We start from the raw sequence: 18,820 nt of genomic DNA, 5'->3' as shown, positions 1-18,820 counted from the left end.
AGCAGTGCGGGTTTTATTCCAGACAATCTAAAAATTCCAGGATGTCTGGAGCCAAACTCTGGGGGTATGTGTAGGGGCGGCGGCCGTGTTTTCTTGTGCGATTGGCCATGCCGTAGTGAGGTTGATTTGCTGTTGGCGGCCAAACCACGCGATACCTGCTCCGACCGACGTCAGGCGGGCAGTGTTATTCTCGGGAGACCAGGGCTGTTTATTGATCCTGACGGCACCCTGATCGAAAAAGGTGCTCAATTGCCAGCCGGGCATTACGGCGTAGCGAAGTTCTGTGCTGAGCTGGATGCCTTCATCACCGTTGCCGCTGCCGGCGTCATAGGCGCGGACGCCATAAGGGCCGCCCAGGCTGAATTTTTCCGAGGAGTCCAAATTGCTTGATGCCCATTGCGCATTGATTTGCGTCATCCATTGGAAACGATCCCCGAGGTTTTGCAGGCGAAGCGCATTAATATTGATTTTGCTAAAGCGCCCCAAAGTCTTGGCACTGTATTCATCCCAGAGGCGATCCTGCTCATCGCCGATATTTAATCTTCCTAACCCATAGCTAATAGACAGGGCGCTCTGTCCACCGCCTAACCAGCGATCCTGATTATTGAGGTTCAGGGTTAAGGTGGTTAAACCGACATCTTTCTTACTGCGTTTTTCAAACAGATCGATATCGTCGCGCAGCGTCTTGTCTTCATACTGCAGTTGCACCGACAGGTTAAACAGGCGCGCGCGAATGACCGGATAGGAGGCATATATACTGGTAATCTCTGCTCGCCCATGGGCGTCAAGCACGGCAAAATCTTCCCCCAGGCGATAGCTCATCTGCGAATAGGCGGCGCCAACGCGAACCGGTCCGGCATTCACCGGAAGGTCGTAGGCTGCACGATAATATTTTTGCTGTTTGTTACTGCCCAACAGGCGCAAGCTTGCCTGGTCCCCGAGGCCAAAAGGGTTATTCAGATAGATATTGCCCCCGAGCCGATATTCCCCGGTATAACGATCGCCGAAGTTGTCGGCCGTAAGAGAGCCATTGAATAAGGGGCCTGGGGTGGTCTCAACCAGCAAGTCAGCGGTTCCGGGTTGGCTGCCGGGCCGCAGGGTGTTGTTAACCTCAATGCCGGGAATGTCACTTAACAGCAGTAAACCGCGCTCAAGAGCGGTATCTGAGATCACTTCGCCGCTTTTTATCCCTGCGAAAGCATTCTGCAACAGGTTCGCGCTAACGCGTGCGCGGTTATTAAGGTGCAGTTTGCCAAAGCGCCCCTCGACAATGCGGATACGGATCCACCCTTCAGTGACGTCTTGTTTGGGCAAGTAAGCCTTGGCCAAGACATAACCCTTTTCCTGGTAATAGCGCGTGATGACCTGAGTGGCATCCTGGAGATCCTGCAGAGAGAGCTTTCTGTCGTTAAAACTCTTCAGCTTATTAAGCAAGTCTGATGTTTTTAAAACGCTATTACCCTCAATATAAAATCCACGGACAAGTATTTTAGGTTCGTTATTATTCCCGCGGTTTATATTTTCCCTACGGGTGTTTTTTAATTTAGGAGTTAAATCTGCCGGTGCCGGTAAGGTTGGGCGCTCATGTTCAATATCGCGCATAACCTGGCCGGCATTAGGGATGGCCGATAGGGATTCGTGCGATATTAAAATTATCGCCAAGGCTAAATAAATTCTTTTCATAGGGCAGGGCGCTTATTTTTAATTGTGATCGCTAATAACGTAATCATTCCGCTGGGTTGTAATGATGGCCTATACAAAATATCAGTAAGCTATTCCTTTAAAAATAGTAAGTTAAAAAGTTAGAAATAATGGGGGTTATGGCCGGGAAAGAGAGTGGTTGCAGGTTTTTATGCTACCAAACGGCTGGTGGGTAATCTTTTCGTTGATGGGATATATAAAGTATGTATTTGGATTTTGATATTAATGATGTGTATATACAGTTGAAGTGGGGTTGTTTACACGCTATTCAGTGATATTGCACTTTTCGGCATCTATTTTTAATTTTCCCGAGGTCATGGGCATGCCGTTAAGCGAGAAAATGTGTCTCTGTGTCCGCACCGGAGTCACCCTCGGGAGTACCCGCCAATCAATACAGAGGGATTATTTTGATAATCGCCAAATATAAAAAAAGTCAGGGCCCTGAGGCACCTGACCTTTTTATTGCCGTTTGCCCAGCGGCATTGGCCGCCGGGCAGGCAAATCAACGCATGGTAACGAACTCTTCCGCCGCGGTCGGGTGGATCGCCACGGTGTTGTCGAAGTCTTGCTTGGTGGCGCCCATCTTGATGGCGACGGCGAAGCCTTGCAGGATCTCGTCCATGCCCAAGCCGATACCGTGCAGGCCGACAATCTTCTCTTCTTTACCCACGCACACCAGCTTCATGCGGCACGGTTGGCGGTGCTGCGTCACGGCGCTGTACATGGCAGTGAAGGAAGACTTATACACTTTCACGCTGTCGGCGCCGAATTTCTCGATAGCTTCCGGCTCGGTCAGGCCGATAGTGCCGATCGGCGGGTGGCTGAACACCACGGTGGCGATGTTGCTGTAATCCAGGTGTTCTTCCGGTTTGTTGTTAAACAGGCGTTCGGACAGGCGACGGCCGGCGGCGACCGCGACCGGGGTCAGTTCAACTGCACCGGTGTTGTCGCCCACCGCGTAAATGCCTTTTACGCTGGTGTTCTGGTATTTATCAACGTCGATATAACCATTTTCGTTGGTTTTCACCCCGGTCACGCTCAGGTTCAGGTTATCGGTCGCCGGTTCGCGGCCAATCGCCCACACCAGGCTGTCGACGGTGAATTCCTTGCCGTTTTCCAGTTGTAGCGTCAGGCTGCCGTCGGCGTTCTTGACGATGGCTTTCGGCACAGATTCGGTGTGCAGGCTTGGCCCTTCGGTGTTCATCACTTCCACCAGGGTTTCGACAATCATCGGATCGAAGGTACGCAGCGGTGCGTGTTTACGCACGAACAGGTGGGTTTCGGCCCCCAGCGCGTTCATCACGCCGGCGATCTCCACCGCGATATAGCCCGCGCCGACGACCGCAACGCGTTTTGGCATCGCATCCAGCTCGAAGAAGCCGTCTGAATCGATACCGTATTCGGCGCCGGGAATGTCAGGGTGGCTAGGGCGGCCGCCGGTGGCGATCAGGATATGGTCGGCGGTGATCTTCTCGCCGTTCACTTCCACCGTGTGGGCGTCGATAAAGCGCGCGAAACCTTTAATCACGTCGACTTTGTTTTTGCCCAGCACGTTGTCGTAGGAATTATGGATACGGTCGATATAAGCGGTGCGGTTGGCGACCAGTTTCTTCCAGTCAAAGGCGTTGACGGTGGTATCGAAGCCGTAATCCGGGCCGTACAGGTGGATGGCTTCGGCGATCTGCGCCGCGTGCCACATGACTTTTTTCGGTACACAACCCACGTTTACGCAGGTGCCGCCCAGTTCCTTGGCTTCAATCAGTGCGCATTTCTGGCCATGCATGGCTGCCCGGTTGATCGATGCGATGCCGCCGCTGCCGCCGCCAATTGCTAGATAATCGTAATGTTTGGTCATCTGGGATTTCCATGAATTGTGTGAATCGAAGAGGGTAAGAGTTTAACGCCTGATGCGGGTTTGTCGCAAAGATTGCGTCGATGGCTGCGATAGGTGGGGTGAAGGCGCGGCGTACCGCGCCCGGGGGGCTTATTCCGGCACCACCCAGTTCACCAAATGGTGGCCATTGCCCGACGGCACCAGCGTCTTGTGCAGCCACGGCAGCACGTTTTTCATCTGTTGTTCCAGCTTCCACGGCGGGTTAATCACGATCATGCCCGAGGCGGTCATGCCGCGTTGATCGCTGTCGGGTTTTACCGCCAGTTCGATCTGCAGAATATTGCGGATGCCGGTGGCTTCCAGCTCTTTGAGCATGCGTTTGATCTGCTGGCGCATCACCACCGGATACCACAGCGCGTAAGTGCCGGTGGCAAAGCGTTTATAGCCTTCCTGCAAGCCTTTGATCACGTCCTGATAATCGGTTTTCATCTCGTACGGCGGATCCATCAGGATCAACCCACGGCGCGACAGTGGCGGCAACTGGGATTTCAGCTGCTGGTAGCCGTCGGCACGTTGCACTTTGGCGCGTTCGTCTTTCTGGAACTCGTTGCGCAGCAGCGGGAAATCGCTCGGGTGCAGCTCGGTCAGGTGGATTTTATCCTGCGGGCGCAGCAACTGACGGGCAATCAGAGGGGAGCCAGGGTAGTAACGCAGCCTGTCGGTGCGATTAAAGTTGCGAATCACGCTCATGTAAGCCGCCAGCTCTTCCGGCAGATCGTCACGTTTCCACAGCAGGCCGATGCCTTCCAGGTATTCCCCGGTGCGTTCGGCGTGCTCACTGCTCAGCTGATAGCGCCCTGCGCCGGAGTGGGTATCCAGATACAGGAAAGGTTTGTCTTTTTCTTTCAGCGATTCAATGATCAGGCTCTGAACGGTGTGCTTGAGCACGTCGGCGTGGTTGCCGGCGTGGAAACTGTGGCGGTAACTTAACATGGCTGGTGGTAATTCCTTGTGCTCCTGCGGAGCGTGCTGAAGAGAATGAAGGCTTATAATCTGCACAGTATAAACTGTCTGGCAGGGAAAAACTGAACTGCGTTGCCGCAGGTCATTAAAGGGAGCGATAAGACGATGAGTGAACACGTGATTTTGGACCGTTACCCCGACGCTGCGCGTTGGGCATTCGGCGATGGGCCCGAATTGGCCAATGAACTGTTGCAGTTGGTGCTGAGCGGGGATAAAACGGCGACCTGCGGTTCTTATGCCAGTTACCGGCAAGAGAAGTCGCCTCTGCTGGGCGATTATAGCGTCATCCTTGATGGGCGTGGGGAACCCGCCTGCGTGATCAGAACGCTCTCCCTGCGGCTGATCCGCTACTGTGACGTCACCGCCGAGATGGCGGCGAAAGAGGGTGAGGGCGACAAGAGCCTGGCATTCTGGCAGCAGGGACACCGGGCGTTTTTCACCCGTGAAGGCAGCTTTGCACCGGATATGTGGCTGGTGTTTGAAGAGTTTGAATTGGTCGAAACGCTGTGAATCACGAGGAGATAAAATGAGCTGCCTATTTTGCGACATGGTGGTAGGCAAAGTACCGTGCCATAAAATCTGGGAAGACGACGCTCATATGGCGTTTCTCTCCATTTACCCAAATACCGAAGGTTTCAGCGTGGTGATCCCCAAGGCGCACTTTGACAGCTACGCCTTTGCGCTGCCGGACGAGGCGCTCAGCGAACTGATGCTGGCGACCAAGCGGGTGGCGCAATTGCTCGACCGGGCATTTGACGACGTGGGCCGCTGCGGCATGGTGTTCGAAGGCTTTGGCGTCGATCACGTGCATGCCAAATTGATCCCGATGCATGGCACCGCCGAGCTGGATCACTGGCAGCCGATCGAGTCCAAATCGACCAAGTTTTTCGAGCGTTACGAGGGGTATCTTTCCTCGCACGACGCCGCTCGCGCCGACGATGGGCATCTGGCTGCTCTGGCGGCGAAAATCCGCCAGAGCACCCTTTAAGGCACTATCTATCAACGCCCGGCCATTGATTTTCCCGCTGCTTGGCTCCATGTTAGATATTCATTCGCATTTTAAGGCCTGCCCGCTGCGGCGGGCCCCAACGCTAATCAGGACTGCCCTATGACAAATCCGTTGCTGACACCGTTTTCCCTGCCGCCGTTTTCCGCCATTCGCCCTGAAGATATCGTGCCTGCGGTGCAATCCGCCTTGGCCGATTGCCGCGCTGCGGTAGAGCGCGTGGTCGCGCAGCCGGGGCCGTTCACCTGGGATAACCTGTGTCAGCCGCTGGCGGAGTCGGACGATCGCCTGTCGCGCATCTGGTCGCCGGTCGGGCACCTGAATTCGGTCAAAAACAGCCCGGAGCTGCGTGCCGCTTACGAACAGGCGCTGCCGCTGCTGTCTGAATACGGCACCTGGGTGGGCCAGCATGAGGGGCTGTACCAGGCATATCGCAGCCTGAAAGAGGGCGAAGCGTTTAACCAACTGAACGCGCCACAGCGCAAATCGGTGGAAAACGCGCTGCGTGATTTCGAACTGTCGGGCATTGGCCTGTCGCCGGAAAAACAGCGGCGCTACGGCGAGATTGTCGCGCGCCTGTCCGAGCTGGGTTCTACCTACAGCAACAATGTGCTCGACGCCACCATGGGCTGGAGCAAACTGATTACCGACGAAGCCGAGCTGAGCGGCCTGCCGGAAAGCGCGCTGGCACAGGCCCAGGCGATGGCGCAGGCCAAAGAGCAGGATGGCTGGCTGCTGACGCTGGATATGCCGAGTTACCTGCCGGTGCTGACTTACGGCGACAACCGTGCGCTGCGTGAAGAAATGTACCGCGCCTTTGCTACCCGCGCTTCCGATCAGGGGCCGAACGCCGGCAAATGGGACAATAGCGAAGTCATGGCGGAAACGCTGGCGCTGCGCCACGAACTGGCAGAACTGCTGGGCTTCGCCAGCTACGCCGACAAATCGCTGGCGACCAAAATGGCGGAAAACCCGGAGCAGGTGCTCGGTTTCCTGAACGATCTGGCCAAGCGTGCTCGCCCGCAGGCCGAGAAGGAACTGGCACAACTGCGCGCCTTCGCCAAACAGCATTACGGCGTGGATGAGCTGGAAGCCTGGGACATCACCTATTACGGCGAAAAACAAAAACAGCACCTGTTCTCCATCAGCGACGAACAGCTGCGGCCGTACTTCCCTGAACAGCGCGTAGTAGAAGGGCTGTTCGAAGTGGTGAAACGCATTTACGGCATCACCGCCAAAGAACGCAAGGATGTGGATACCTGGCATCCTGAAGTGCGCTTCTTTGACCTGTTCGATGCCAACGGCGAACTGCGCGGCAGCTTCTACCTTGACCTGTACGCGCGTGAAAACAAACGCGGCGGGGCGTGGATGGACGACTGCGTCGGCAGCCTGCGCAAGGCCGACGGCTCGCTGCAAAAACCGGTTGCCTACCTGACCTGCAACTTCAACCGCCCGCTGGGCGACAAACCGGCGCTGTTCACCCATAACGAAGTGACCACGCTGTTCCACGAGTTCGGCCACGGTCTGCACCATATGCTGACCCAAATCGATACCGCCGGTGTCTCCGGCATCAGCGGCGTGCCGTGGGATGCGGTCGAGCTGCCGAGCCAGTTTATGGAAAACTGGTGCTGGGAGCCCGAAGCGCTGGCCTTTATCTCCGGCCATTATCAGAGCGGCGAGCCGTTGCCGAAAGAGATGCTCGACAAGCTGCTGGCGGCCAAAAACTACCAGGCGGCGCTGTTTATCCTGCGCCAGCTGGAGTTCGGCCTGTTCGACTTCCGCATGCACGCCGAGTACAGCCCTTCACGCGGTGCGCAAATCCTGCCGACGCTGGCGGAAGTGAAAAAAACGGTGGCGGTGGTGCCTTCACCGAGCTGGGGCCGCTTCCCGCACGCCTTCAGCCATATCTTTGCCGGCGGTTACGCGGCGGGTTATTACAGCTATCTGTGGGCGGAAGTGCTGTCGGCCGATGCTTACTCGCGCTTTGAGGAAGAGGGGATTTTCAACGCCGAAACCGGCAAATCCTTCCTCGACAACATCCTGTCGCGCGGCGGTTCGGAAGAGCCGATGGAACTGTTCAAACGCTTCCGTGGCCGTGAGCCGCAGCTGGATGCTATGCTGCGCCATTACGGTATTAAAGGATAACCCACCGGTGAGCGTGTGTTTATTGTGTGAAGAAGGCGCCGATCCCGGCGCCTTGTCTATTCTGGCGGAGCGCTGGCAGTTAACGTCGGACGACGACGCGCTGATGGCGCTGGTGCTGACGCCGCAGCGGCTGGAGCTGCGCAAACGCGACGAACCCAAACTGGGCGCGATTTACGTCGATTTCGTTTCCGGCACCCTGGCGCATCGGCGCCGTTTCGGCGGCGGGCGCGGCGAGGCGGTGGCCAAGGCGGTCGGCATCAAGGGCAACTACCTGCCGGAGGTGGTGGACGCGACCGCCGGGCTCGGGCGTGATGCCTTTGTGCTGGCTTCGTTGGGCTGCAAGGTGCGGATGCTGGAACGCAATCCGGTGGTGGCGGCGCTGTTGGATGACGGGCTGCAACGCGGCTATCAGGATGCGGAAATCGGCCCGTGGCTGCGTGAGCGTTTGACGCTGCTGCACGCCTCCAGCCTGACCGCGCTGACCGGCCTCGATCCACGGCCCGAAGTGGTGTATCTCGATCCGATGTATCCGCATAAGCAAAAAAGCGCGCTGGTGAAGAAAGAGATGCGGGTATTTCAGTCGCTGGTGGGCAGCGATGACGACGCCGACGGCCTGCTGGAGCCTGCGCGTCGGCTGGCGACCAAGCGGGTGGTGGTGAAGCGGCCGGATTACGCCCCGCCGTTGGCCAACGTGCCTGCGCACGCGGCCAGCCTGACCAAGAGCCACCGCTTCGATATTTATATGCCGCTGTAAGCTTATTCCCAGGGGGCGAACATCTTCGCCCCGCTGTTATTCCTGCTCGCGCAGGCTTTTCCCCACGTCACCGCCCGGATGCACCGCCAGCAAGGTTTCTTTGCTGTAGCCGCTGCGTTCCATCAGGCAGGCGCAGGCGGCATCGAAAATCGCCAATACCAGCACGATAGACGTAGTTGCCAGCATATTCAGCGGATCTATCTCGTTTTCCACCCCGGTGCGGATCACCAGCTGCGCCGCATGGGCTATCGCCGAATCCGGGTTTTCCGTTACGCCAATCAGCGGTACGCCTTTGGCCTGCAGCGTCGGCAGCAGGCGGGTCAGTTCGTCGGAATTGCCGCCGCGCGAAATCAGAATCATCAGATCATCGTCGCGCAGAAAGCCCAAATCGCCGTGCGCCGCGTCGGTGGCGTTCAGGTAGATGGCCGGCCGTTCCACGCAGGCCAGCATATGGGCAATCTTGCGCGCCGCGATGCCGGAGGTGCCGACGCCGGTGACCACAATCTTGCCCTGGCACGCCGCCAGCAGCGTCAGCAGCCGTTGCCAGGTGGGTGCGTCGATGCGTTGGCCAAGTTGCGCCAGTTCGCGGCTGTAAATGGCCCAGGCTTCCGTCGCTCGCTGCCATTCCTGCTGCATTACGCCTCCTCCTGCATCAGCCGGCGGTATTTCATATGGTCGTTATACAGCTCATGGAACACGCGGTATTTGCGGTCGTAATAGCTTTTTATTTTGTTGGTCTGCGGCGTGACGGTTTTACCTATGCGGCTCATGGCGCTCATCGCTTCCGGCAGCGTGTCGAACACGCCCGCCGCCACGGTGCCCATCATCGCGCCGCCCAGCAGCATCGCTTCGCTTTCTTCCGGCAGCAACATGGCGCAGCCGGTGGCGTTGGCGTGCTCCTGCACGAACAGCGGGTTCTTGGTGCCGCCGCCGCTGGCCATAATGGTGTCGATGCTGTAGCCGCTTTGGTTCATGGTTTCGATAATATGGCGGGTGCCGAGCGCGATCGCCTGGAGGGTCGCCAGATAGTGCAGCGCCATGTCTTCCGGGGTACGCGACAACTTCAACCCGGTCAGGGTGCCGGTCAGCGTCGGGTTGGCGCGCGGCGAACGGTTGCCGTGGAAATACGGCAGCATGTGAATATCCTGGGTCAGAAAGGCGATGTCCTCCGGTTCGCCGGCCATGCGGCGCAGCAGGGCGTTCAGCACCTCATAGATGGTTTTTCCCTGGGTTTTCGCCTGCGCCAGCAGATCCTGATAGCACGGATGAGACTGGATCACATGGTCAATCAACGCGCCCGTGGCGGATTGACCCCCTTCGTTCAGCCAGTATTCCGGCAGAATTGCCGAATAATACGGCCCCCAAACGCCGCCGATAAAGCGCGCAGTACGCGACATCGCCATATGGCCGGTGGAAGTACCGCCGATCAGCGCGACGCGGCGGTTAAAATCCGCCACTTCGCCGGAAACCCCGGTGGCGCCCAGCGTGCCGAGAGTGCCGGCATGAGCGTCGATGATCGACACGCTGACCGCCGTGCCGGCAATCAGGCCCATCTCGCCGGCGGCGCGCTGCGTCAGGCCGTGGCCCAGCGGTTCGCCCATCATTTTTACGTCGCTGCCGATCTTGGCGGCGTCGTGTTCCAGCACGTCTTCCAGCCCAATTTGTTTGAAATAGCTTTTGTCCCAGCGCTGCTCATGGCCGAGGTAAGTCCATTTGCACACCGTCGAACACAGCGAACGGGTAGCGTCCTGAGTGGCGCGCCAGGTGAGGAAATCCGGCAAGTCAAACAGGTAGCCGGCATTGGCCCAGGTGGTCGGCATATGCTGTTTCAGCCACAGCATTTTGGGGGTTTGCATCTCCGGCGAGATGATCCCGCCGACGAAGTCCAGCACCCGGTGCTTGGTGGCGTTGATGCGCTCGGCCTGAACGATCGCCCGGTGATCCATCCACACGATGATGTTCTGCTCGGTGCGACCTGACGGGCTGACGGTCAGCGGCTGGCCTTCTTTATCCAGCACCACCAGCGAACAGGTGGCGTCGAACCCCAACCCTTTGACCTGAATCGGGTTGATATCGGCCTGGTTGACCGCATCGCGCACCGCGCTGCACACCGCTTGCCAGATATTGTCCGAAGACTGTTCGACAAAGTCCGCCTTCGGGCGGTACAAATCGATGGGCCGACTGGCCTGCCCGACCATGCGGCCGTTGAGATCGAATACCCCTGCGCGTGCGCTTCCGGTGCCTACATCTACGCCAATAAAATAACTCGCCATTGTTCTTCTCCTAAAGGTTGTGTCCCGCCATTGCCCGTGAGCGCCGCTGGCGGTCATTTAAGCGCGAAGCAAGGCGTGAGCCGTGAAGTTTGGTGGGCCCAAATAAGCGGTGAATAACGATGCTGCGCGCTTAAATGGCACCAGCCCGAAGGGATGCGCCCCAAAATCCCGCTTTCCGCGTTGTCAGGTTTGAACATAGACCCGCTATGTCCTGCACCTTCCGCCTTGATAGCGGGATTTTTGGTCTGCGTCGGTGCCACGTTCAATGACGGGGCGCAACCTAGCTTTTTCGATTCTGTAATGCGATAAACAGGATCAGCACACCGCCCCACAGGGCCATGGTCAGATAACTGCTGACGCCCAGCAGGTTGAGGCCGCTTTCCAGCATTTGCAGCACAATCAGCGCCAGCACCAGGCCAAGCACCCGGCCAAAACCGCCGTCCGGATTAATGCCGCCCAGCACCGAGGCCAGAATGGTCACCAGCAGGTAGGATTCGCCGTAACCCGCCTTGGCCGAGTTGAATTTGGCCATCATCAACAGGGCTGCGCCCCAGCCGAGCAGGGCGGACAGGATATACACCGCGATCTGCACCTGGGCGGTATTGACCCCGCTAAAACGGGTGGCCTGTTCGTTGGAGCCGATCAGGTACAAACTGCGGCCCAGCGTGGTGTGCTCCAGCAGCAACCACAGGCCGACGGCCACCAGCAGGAACAGCAGCAGCGCCACCGGAATGCCGAGCAGGCTGCCGTTGCCAAAGTACTGAATCACCGCCGGGAAGCCGGAGATCACCGCGCCGTTGGACAGCAGGATATTCAGGCCGGTGATCAGCGTCATGGTGCCGAGCGAGGCCAGAATCGGCGAAACGCCGACCCAGGCGACCAGCACGCCGTTAAGCGCGCCGATGGCGACCGCGACCAGCAGCCCGGCCAGCAGCGCCAGCGCTAAAAACAGCGGTTGATCCGGATGGCTGACGATAATCGCCGCCATCACCAGCGAGCAGGCGTTGGCACCGGCGATGATCGACAGATTAATGCCGCCGGTCAGCATGGTAATGCCCATTCCGAGCGCCAGCATGCCGAGGATCGGTAGCTGCGAGGCGATCGACTGGAAGTTGCCGATGCTGAAGAAACGCGATCCGAGCAGCCCGGCAAACAGCAGCGCCACGGCGATGATAATCGCGCTTTGCAGACGGATGATCCGATCGTTCGGGATCAGGCGGGTTAACGAATTCATGTCATAGCTCCTTGGCCAGCTTGCGTTTTTCATTCCAGGCGGTGCTGCTGATGCTGATCAAAATGATCGCGCCGCTGAACACCTGGTGCCAGTAAGCCGACACGCTGAGCAGCGTCAGGCCGTTTTGCAGGAACGCCAGCAACACGACACCAAGCAGCGTGCCGGTCAGAGAGCCGCGGCCGCCGGTCATGCTGGTGCCGCCGAGCACCACCGCCGCCAGCACCGTCAGCTCAAAACCGAGCAGCGAGTTGGGCGCGACCGACTGGGTGATTTGCGCCTGAACCACCGCAGCGATACCGGCCAGAATGCCCATGTAGCCATAAACGTAGAAGTGCAGCCGCAGCAGGTTCAACCCCAGGCGCGACGCCGCATCGCGGTTGCCGCCCATGGCGAAGATCTGGCGGCCGAGGCGGGTAAAGTTCATCAGCACGCCGGTGACGATCACTACCGCCAGCAGGCACAGCAGCGGCAGCGTCAGGCCGTAATCGTAGCCATCGGCGCCCTGGAACGAGAACCAGTTGATGCCGTCCATAAACCAGTCCGGGAAACCGTACAGCCAGGTGCCGTTGGTGGCGTACACCAGCAGGCCATAGAACAGATTCAGGGTGGCGATGGTGATGATGATGGCCGGCACCTTCAGCCAGTACACCAGAAAACCGTTCACCAGCCCGAGCAACAGGCCGACGCCCATCGCCAGCACGAATGCCAAAGGGAAGCCGCCGCCGTGCTGAATAACCCAGGTAGCCATCACATACTGGGCGATGGCGGTCATAGCCGGGAACGAAATGTCGATGCCACCGGCAATCAGCACCACGAACAGGCCGCAGGCGAGAATGCCGAGAATGGCGTAGCTGGTGGCGACATCGGTCAGGTTGCCGAGCGTCAGGAACTCGCTGGTGCCGACGCTCAGGCCAATGGCCAGCAACAACACCAGCAGGCCCAGGTAAAACTCGTGCCGGCCGGCCAGGCGGGCCAATAATGACTTATCCATTCACCACCTCGGCGATCTGTTGTTCGGTGCTGTGGTGCGGGGAAAACTCGGCGATCAGTTCACCTTTGCGCATCACCATCACCCGATGGCTGTTGTAATAGGCTTCCGGGATCTCGTCGCAGATCATCAACACCGCCATGCCGAGCTCGGCCAGATCTTTGGCGATCTGGTAGATCCCCTCTTTGTTGGCGATATCCACCCCGACGGTGGGTGAGTCGAGGATCAGGATCTTCGGCCGGGTCGCTACCCACTTGGCGATGGCGATACGCTGGGCGTTGCCGCCGGACAGGGTTTTGACCGGCAAAGCGCTGTCGGACACCTTGATGTTCAGGTCACGAATCAGCCGGTTGACCAGTTCGGTCGCCTTGGCGTGATCCAGCAACCCAAGCGGGGTATGCAGCTGATCAAACACCGTGACGATGGTGTTGTCGTAGATCGACTGTTCCATGATCAACCCCTGGGTCAGACGATCTTCCGACACGTAGCCGATGCCGTGACGCACCGCGTCGCGGTTGTTGTGCAGCCGCACCGGTTGGCCGTCGATTTTGATTTCACCGCTGTCCGGGCGCGTTATGCCGAACAGGCTGAGGCACAGTTCGGTGCGGCCTGCGCCGAGCAGCCCGACGATCGAGACTATTTCGCCGCCGCGCAGTGAAAGATTGATGTCCCGGTATTTGCCGCGCCGGTTGAGGTTGCGGACCTCGAGCAGCGGGGCGGTATCGGCTGGCGGGCGTGCCGGCAACTGACTGTAGTGGAAGCGTTGGCCCGTCATCAGGAACGCCAGTTCGTGGCTGTCGAGCTGGCTTGCCGGGTAAGTGCCGACCAGCTTGCCGTCGCGCATCACGCTAATACGGTCGGCGACTTCCATCACTTCATCCAGGCGGTGGCTGACAAACACCACGCAGATGCCCGCCGCTTTCAGCTCGTTGACCACCCGCAGCAGGCCGTTGACCTCCTGACGCGTCAGTGACGCGGTAGGCTCATCCATAATCACCAGCCGCGCTTCGGCGGCAATGGCGCGGCAAATCGCCACCAGTTGGCGATCGGCAATCGACAGTTTTTCGACTTTTTTATCGGGATCGATATGCACCCCGATGCGGGCCATGGCGTCCAGCGCGGTCTGGCGCATCACCTGCTTGCGTACCCAGAAATGGCCGCCGGGCAGATAGCGATGAATGGCGATATTTTCCGCCACCGTCAGATTGGGGAATAACGACAGATCCTGATAAATCACCTGAATACCGTAATAGCCGGAGAGCTGCGGCGTCAGGGAATGAAAGAGTTTGCCTTCCAGCGAAATATTGGCGCCTTTTTCCGGCTGATAAACCCCGGAAATAATTTTAATAATGGTGCTTTTGCCGCAGCCATTTTGTCCGGCCAGGCAATGCACTTCGCCAATATTCAGCGTCAGGTTGATCTGGTCCAGTGCCAGCACGCCCGGAAACTTTTTACTGATATTTTCCAGGGTGATAAATGCGGTGGATGTGGTCATAGCGTTAACCTGTGCAGGTTTTTATTATCGTCGGGCGCGGTAAGCTGCGCACCGACGTTATTTAATGATTTTCCCGGTGTGGAGCAATATTATTTAAGGTTAGAAGCCTAGCGATTTGGCATTATCTTTGGTCACTTCAAGAATTTTATTAAACCGAATCACTTTTTTATCCATATCGACGTCGGCTTTACCCAGCCCTTCGATCGACAAATCTTTGGTTACTTCCTTGCCCTGCAACAGTTGGTCGGCCACCGTCACCAGTGCATAGCCGGCGTCTTTCGGATCCCACAGCAGCACTTTCTTGATATCGCCGCGCATCAGGTAAGGGGCAGCCTGTGCCGGCATGGCGATACCCACCACGGCGATTTTGTCCTTGGCGCGCTTCTTGGCGACCGCCTGGCCGGCACCGATCGGGCCGAGGGAGCCAAAACCGATAATGCCTTTCATCTGCGGATAGGTTTTCATCAAATCCAGCGTGGTGGCGTAGGATTTATCGATGCTTTCCGCCACCGGCAGGCGCGAAGTGACTTCGAACATGTCCGGGTATTTCGCTTTCTGGTATTTGATCGCGGAATCGGCCCAGGCGTTATGCAGCGGCACGGTCAGCGAGCCGACGTAAATGGCGTAGCCGCCTTTGCCGCCCATGTCTTTCGCCAGCTCATCAACGTTGGCCTGCGCATACTTCTCGCTGTCGATGGTTTCAATGTCCCACTGGCCGATCTGCTGATCCGGGGATTCATGGGTCAGCACCACAATGCCTTTCTCGCGCGCTTTTTTCAGCACCGGTTCCAGCACCTTGGCGTCGTTTGGCACCACGATGATGGCGTTAACGTTTTTGGCGATCAGGTCTTCAATCACTTTGACCTGTGCGGCCGGATCTGGGGTGGAAGGCCCGGTTTGGTAGGCGTTGACGTCGAGCTTTTTGGCTGCGTCGTTTACGCCCACTTCCATACGGTTGAACCAGGGAATACCGGTTACTTTGGCAACCACGGCGATGTCGTACTTTTCAGCGGCAAAAGCAGGTGTTGTCGATAACATGCACGCAGAAACCACACATGCATTTAATAATGCGAGGTTAAATTTCATTCGCTGTACCTTTTTTATCTGTAGGGGTGGATGTTTTTCCACCAGTGCAGATTACAAAGGAATGGAAGAGGGGGCGTAACCGACGTTGGAGAAATGTGATCTGCGCACATTGAGGTAAAATTATGGCGGTTTTAATGTTAATTAAATGTTTAATAATTTAGTGGTGGTAATTTTACCACGAAAAATCATCATTTACTTAACAAAATAAACCATATTAATTTACATGTAAGCAACTTTATGAGGGTGGGAATGGCGTTTTGGGGCGGTAAAAATGCCGGCAGGAGAGCCGGCATTGAAGCATTTAACGGATGTGTGAGCAAGATCACCTTAAGGGCGGGTTACAGCACGCCCTGTGCCAGCATGGCGTCGGCAACCTTGACGAATCCGGCGATATTGGCGCCATGCACATAGTGAGTTTGCTTTCCTTCACCGCCGTATTCGACGCAGGCTTGATGGATATCCGCCATGATATGTTGTAAACGTACATCCACTTTTTCTGCCCGCCAGCTGATGCGCGCCGCATTCTGCGCCATCTCCAGCCCGGAAGTGGCCACGCCGCCGGCGTTGGCGGCCTTGCCTGGGGCAAACAGCACGCCGGCATCCAGGAACGCATCGGTAGCCTGAATAGTCGTGGGCATATTAGCCCCCTCGGCCACAGCTTTGACCCCGTTGCGGATCAGCAACTGTGCGGCTTCCAGATCCAGTTCGTTTTGGGTCGCGCACGGCAGAGCGATATCCACCGGCACGCTCCACGGCTGCTGGCCGGCCAGGTAGGTCAGGCCGCGCTCACGGGCGTAGTCTTCCACCCGGCCATAACGCTGATTCTTGATTTCCGCCAGATGGGCCAGCTTCTCGGTGGTGAAACCGGCCTCATCGACCACGGTGCCGCCCGAGTCAGACGCGGTGATCACGCGCGCGTCCAGCTCCAGCGCCTTCTCGATGGCGTACTGCGCCACATTGCCTGAACCGGAAACGGCGACCCGCATCCCCTCAAAGCCCAGCCCGTGGCGTTGCAGCATGGCGTCGGTGAAATAGACCAGCCCATAGCCGGTGGCCTCGGGGCGGATCAGACTGCCGCCGAACGACAGCCCCTTGCCGGTAAACACGCAGGCGGTGTTGTTGGACAGTTTTTTCATCATGCCGGTCATAAAGCCGACTTCACGGCCGCCAACGCCGATATCCCCGGCGGGCACATCGGTATCCGGGCCAAGATGGCGGTACAGTTCCGTCATCAGCGACTGGCAGAAACGCATGATCTCCGCCTGGCTTTTGCCTTTCGGATCGAAATCCGACCCGCCTTTACCGCCGCCCATGGGCAAGGTGGTCAGCGCATTTTTGAAGGTTTGTTCGAAGCCGAGGAATTTCAGAATCGATAAATTCACCGACGGATGAAAACGCATACCGCCTTTATACGGCCCGATGGCGGAATTGAACTGCACGCGCCAGGCGCGGTTAACCTGCACCTGACCGCGATCGTCCACCCAGCTGACGCGGAACTGGATGACACGCTCCGGTTCCACCAACCGCTCCAGCAACGCATGCTCGCGATAGCGCGGGTTGCGTTCGATAAACGGCCACAGCGAGGTAAACACTTCTCTTACCGCCTGCAAATATTCAGGCTGGTGGGGGTTGTGGCGTTGTAGCGAGGACAAAAACGACTCTACCGATACGGCATTTTCCATGGATAACTCCTTTTGGCATTAATGTTCCCCCACTATTTTTATAAATATTGGTATGGATAACGTGTGGGGGATGATGTTGTGTCTTTAGCGACTATATCACTGGAGGGCGGTTGATTAACAAGCGATTAATGATCGCGGTAGAATGAAAAACGCCCGCAGAGGCGGGCGTTGGCAGGCTAAGTTTGCGAGCGATTACTTAATCTTCGGCGCTGTCTTCTTCGTCACGCAGCGGCACAATCAGCATGTCGATATGCACGGTGTTGATCAACTGGCGCGCAGAGGACATCAGCTTGCTCCAGAAATCTTGGTGGTGACCGCACAGCACCAGGTCCATGTCGTATTTCTTGATGGCATCGACCAGCACCTGCGCCAAATCGCCGCTGCCGCTCAGGGTTTCGGTAATCGGATAACCGGCATTTTGCGAAAGCTCGGTCAGCGCGTGGTGGGTTTCCTCGGAGATACGTTTTTGCATATCGCCGAGATTAACGTCGATCAGGCCGGTATACAGGTCGGAATAGTTCACATCTACGTGGATCAGGGAAACTTTGGCGTTGTACGGTCGCGCCATAGATACGGCTTTTTCCACCAGAATTTTGCTCTCCGGGGACAGGTCTACCGCAATCAGAATGTGTTTGTAAGCCATGAGAATACTCCTTCCATATAATGCCGATTAAAGGGTTAGCAGGCATTTCAGCGTACCAGCCTGGCGCTTTAGGTTTACCTGCATTTTATCATTCAGATAACACAATGATATGTTGGGGCGATCACAGTGTGCTGCATCAAAAAATCTCTTCATCTCTACCCCGTCAGTTTTACACCCGCCGGGTTGAGAATCCTACCATTACTGGGGTTATTGGCAGTTTGACTGCTTGAAACATAAGCATTCTTAAACAGAGTATAGTCCCAAATGCTTATCTGGCCGTGGAAAATGCCGGACATGGCAGGCAGAGCGGTTATCACTTATAACCAACGGGTGGATGACAAATAGGTAGGTTGCGGTAAATTTTATCTCCTGCTCAGGCCTGTTTGCGTTTCATTCACCTACAATAATGAATATGGGCCTCACCTTTTCTCCTCTGAGTCAGTCCGCGCTACGGGTTCCTTGCCGGGCGACGGCTTGTTTCAGAGGCTGTGGGTTATGCGCGGCCCGAGCGGTAAAAAGGGGATCGGAGCGGTAGGCTCCCGCAGTAATGGGCATCGAGGTAGGGCAGTTGGACCCGGCGGAGCGCCGTGGATAACAACGCCTTGAGGGGGCAATCATGATCAGTACCGTCGCGCTGTTTTGGGCTTTGTGTGTGGTGTGTGTGGTAAACATGGTGCGGTATTACTCTTCTCTGCGTGCGCTGCTGGTGGTGTTGCGCGGCTGCGATCCGCTGTTGTACCAATACGTCGACGGCGGCGGTTTCTTTACTGCCCACGGTCAGCCGAGCAAGCAGTTGCGGCTGGTGCGCTACATCTTCTCGCAGCGCTACGTCGAACATCACGATCCGGAGTTTATCCGCCGTTGTGAGCGGGTGCGCGGGCAGTTTATGCTGACTTCCGCCCTGTGCGGGCTGGTGGCCATCAGCCTGCTGGCGCTGATGATCTGGTATTAAAACC

Annotated in this window: 16 protein-coding genes; 5 read left to right on the top strand and 11 right to left on the bottom strand. The window is 57.3% G+C overall.

Annotated elements, in window-relative coordinates:
• Positions 1–27: 27 nt before the first annotated feature.
• From JEM67_RS26260 to JEM67_RS26250, 3 genes are all read right to left on the bottom strand, one after another.
• Complete coding sequence (locus JEM67_RS26260; protein WP_426406340.1) at positions 28–1,602, bottom strand: ShlB/FhaC/HecB family hemolysin secretion/activation protein; 1,575 nt, start codon at positions 1,600–1,602, stop codon at positions 28–30.
• A 601-nt stretch (positions 1,603–2,203) separates the two neighbouring features.
• The gene (gorA, locus tag JEM67_RS26255; RefSeq protein WP_037433804.1) at positions 2,204–3,556 is read right to left on the bottom strand and encodes a glutathione-disulfide reductase; all 1,353 of its coding nucleotides are present in this window, start codon (positions 3,554–3,556) and stop codon (positions 2,204–2,206) included.
• A gap of 129 nt (positions 3,557–3,685) precedes the next feature.
• Positions 3,686–4,528: a 23S rRNA (adenine(2030)-N(6))-methyltransferase RlmJ gene (locus tag JEM67_RS26250; RefSeq protein ID WP_199638679.1), complete on the bottom strand. Its 843-nt coding sequence runs from the start codon at positions 4,526–4,528 to the stop codon at positions 3,686–3,688.
• 135 nt (positions 4,529–4,663) lie between these two features.
• Between JEM67_RS26250 and JEM67_RS26245 the strand changes: the two genes are divergently transcribed.
• From JEM67_RS26245 to rsmJ, 4 genes are all read left to right on the top strand, one after another.
• Positions 4,664–5,068: an ASCH domain-containing protein gene (locus JEM67_RS26245; protein WP_199638677.1), complete on the top strand. Its 405-nt coding sequence runs from the start codon at positions 4,664–4,666 to the stop codon at positions 5,066–5,068.
• A 16-nt stretch (positions 5,069–5,084) separates the two neighbouring features.
• Entirely contained in the window at positions 5,085–5,546 is a 462-nt protein-coding gene (locus JEM67_RS26240) for an HIT family protein (protein WP_199638675.1), read from the top strand.
• 120 nt (positions 5,547–5,666) lie between these two features.
• On the top strand, positions 5,667–7,709 hold the full coding sequence (gene prlC / locus JEM67_RS26235) for an oligopeptidase A (RefSeq protein WP_199638673.1): 2,043 nt from the start codon (positions 5,667–5,669) through the stop codon (positions 7,707–7,709).
• A gap of 7 nt (positions 7,710–7,716) precedes the next feature.
• Positions 7,717–8,463, top strand: a complete 747-nt coding sequence (rsmJ, locus tag JEM67_RS26230; RefSeq protein WP_065506750.1) for a 16S rRNA (guanine(1516)-N(2))-methyltransferase RsmJ — start codon at positions 7,717–7,719, stop codon at positions 8,461–8,463.
• Between the two features lie 36 nt (positions 8,464–8,499).
• Here the strand turns inward: rsmJ and JEM67_RS26225 are convergent, their stop codons facing one another.
• From JEM67_RS26225 to uspA, 8 genes are all read right to left on the bottom strand, one after another.
• Positions 8,500–9,099, bottom strand: a complete 600-nt coding sequence (locus tag JEM67_RS26225; RefSeq protein ID WP_199638671.1) for a KpsF/GutQ family sugar-phosphate isomerase — start codon at positions 9,097–9,099, stop codon at positions 8,500–8,502.
• Entirely contained in the window at positions 9,099–10,736 is a 1,638-nt protein-coding gene (locus JEM67_RS26220) for an FGGY-family carbohydrate kinase (protein ID WP_199638669.1), read from the bottom strand. Before JEM67_RS26220 ends, JEM67_RS26225 begins: the two co-directional genes overlap by 1 nt.
• A gap of 280 nt (positions 10,737–11,016) precedes the next feature.
• Positions 11,017–11,970, bottom strand: a complete 954-nt coding sequence (locus JEM67_RS26215) for an ABC transporter permease (RefSeq protein ID WP_199638667.1) — start codon at positions 11,968–11,970, stop codon at positions 11,017–11,019.
• 1 nt (position 11,971) lies between these two features.
• Positions 11,972–12,961: an ABC transporter permease gene (locus JEM67_RS26210; RefSeq protein ID WP_199638665.1), complete on the bottom strand. Its 990-nt coding sequence runs from the start codon at positions 12,959–12,961 to the stop codon at positions 11,972–11,974.
• Positions 12,954–14,453 (bottom strand): sugar ABC transporter ATP-binding protein, encoded by a 1,500-nt coding sequence (locus JEM67_RS26205; protein ID WP_199638663.1) that lies wholly within the window; start codon positions 14,451–14,453, stop codon positions 12,954–12,956. The genes JEM67_RS26210 and JEM67_RS26205 overlap by 8 nt, the downstream gene beginning before the upstream one ends.
• 99 nt (positions 14,454–14,552) lie before the next feature.
• Positions 14,553–15,539 (bottom strand): autoinducer 2 ABC transporter substrate-binding protein, encoded by a 987-nt coding sequence (locus tag JEM67_RS26200; RefSeq protein WP_199638661.1) that lies wholly within the window; start codon positions 15,537–15,539, stop codon positions 14,553–14,555.
• Between the two features lie 338 nt (positions 15,540–15,877).
• A complete protein-coding gene (gdhA, locus tag JEM67_RS26195; RefSeq protein WP_199638659.1) occupies positions 15,878–17,221 on the bottom strand; it encodes an NADP-specific glutamate dehydrogenase in 1,344 nt (447 codons plus the stop codon).
• Positions 17,222–17,417: 196 nt separating this feature from the next.
• On the bottom strand, positions 17,418–17,864 hold the full coding sequence (gene uspA / locus JEM67_RS26190; RefSeq protein ID WP_004951550.1) for a universal stress protein UspA: 447 nt from the start codon (positions 17,862–17,864) through the stop codon (positions 17,418–17,420).
• 616 nt (positions 17,865–18,480) lie between these two features.
• Here uspA and uspB point away from each other — a divergent pair.
• Positions 18,481–18,816, top strand: coding sequence for a universal stress protein UspB (gene uspB / locus JEM67_RS26185; RefSeq protein ID WP_013814913.1), 336 nt, complete (start codon positions 18,481–18,483; stop codon positions 18,814–18,816).
• Positions 18,817–18,820 lie beyond the last annotated feature (4 nt).

This window comes from Serratia sp. PAMC26656 (assembly GCF_016469055.2).
GTDB lineage: Bacteria > Pseudomonadota > Gammaproteobacteria > Enterobacterales > Enterobacteriaceae > Serratia > Serratia plymuthica.
This window is presented reverse-complemented; position numbering and strand designations above follow the sequence as displayed.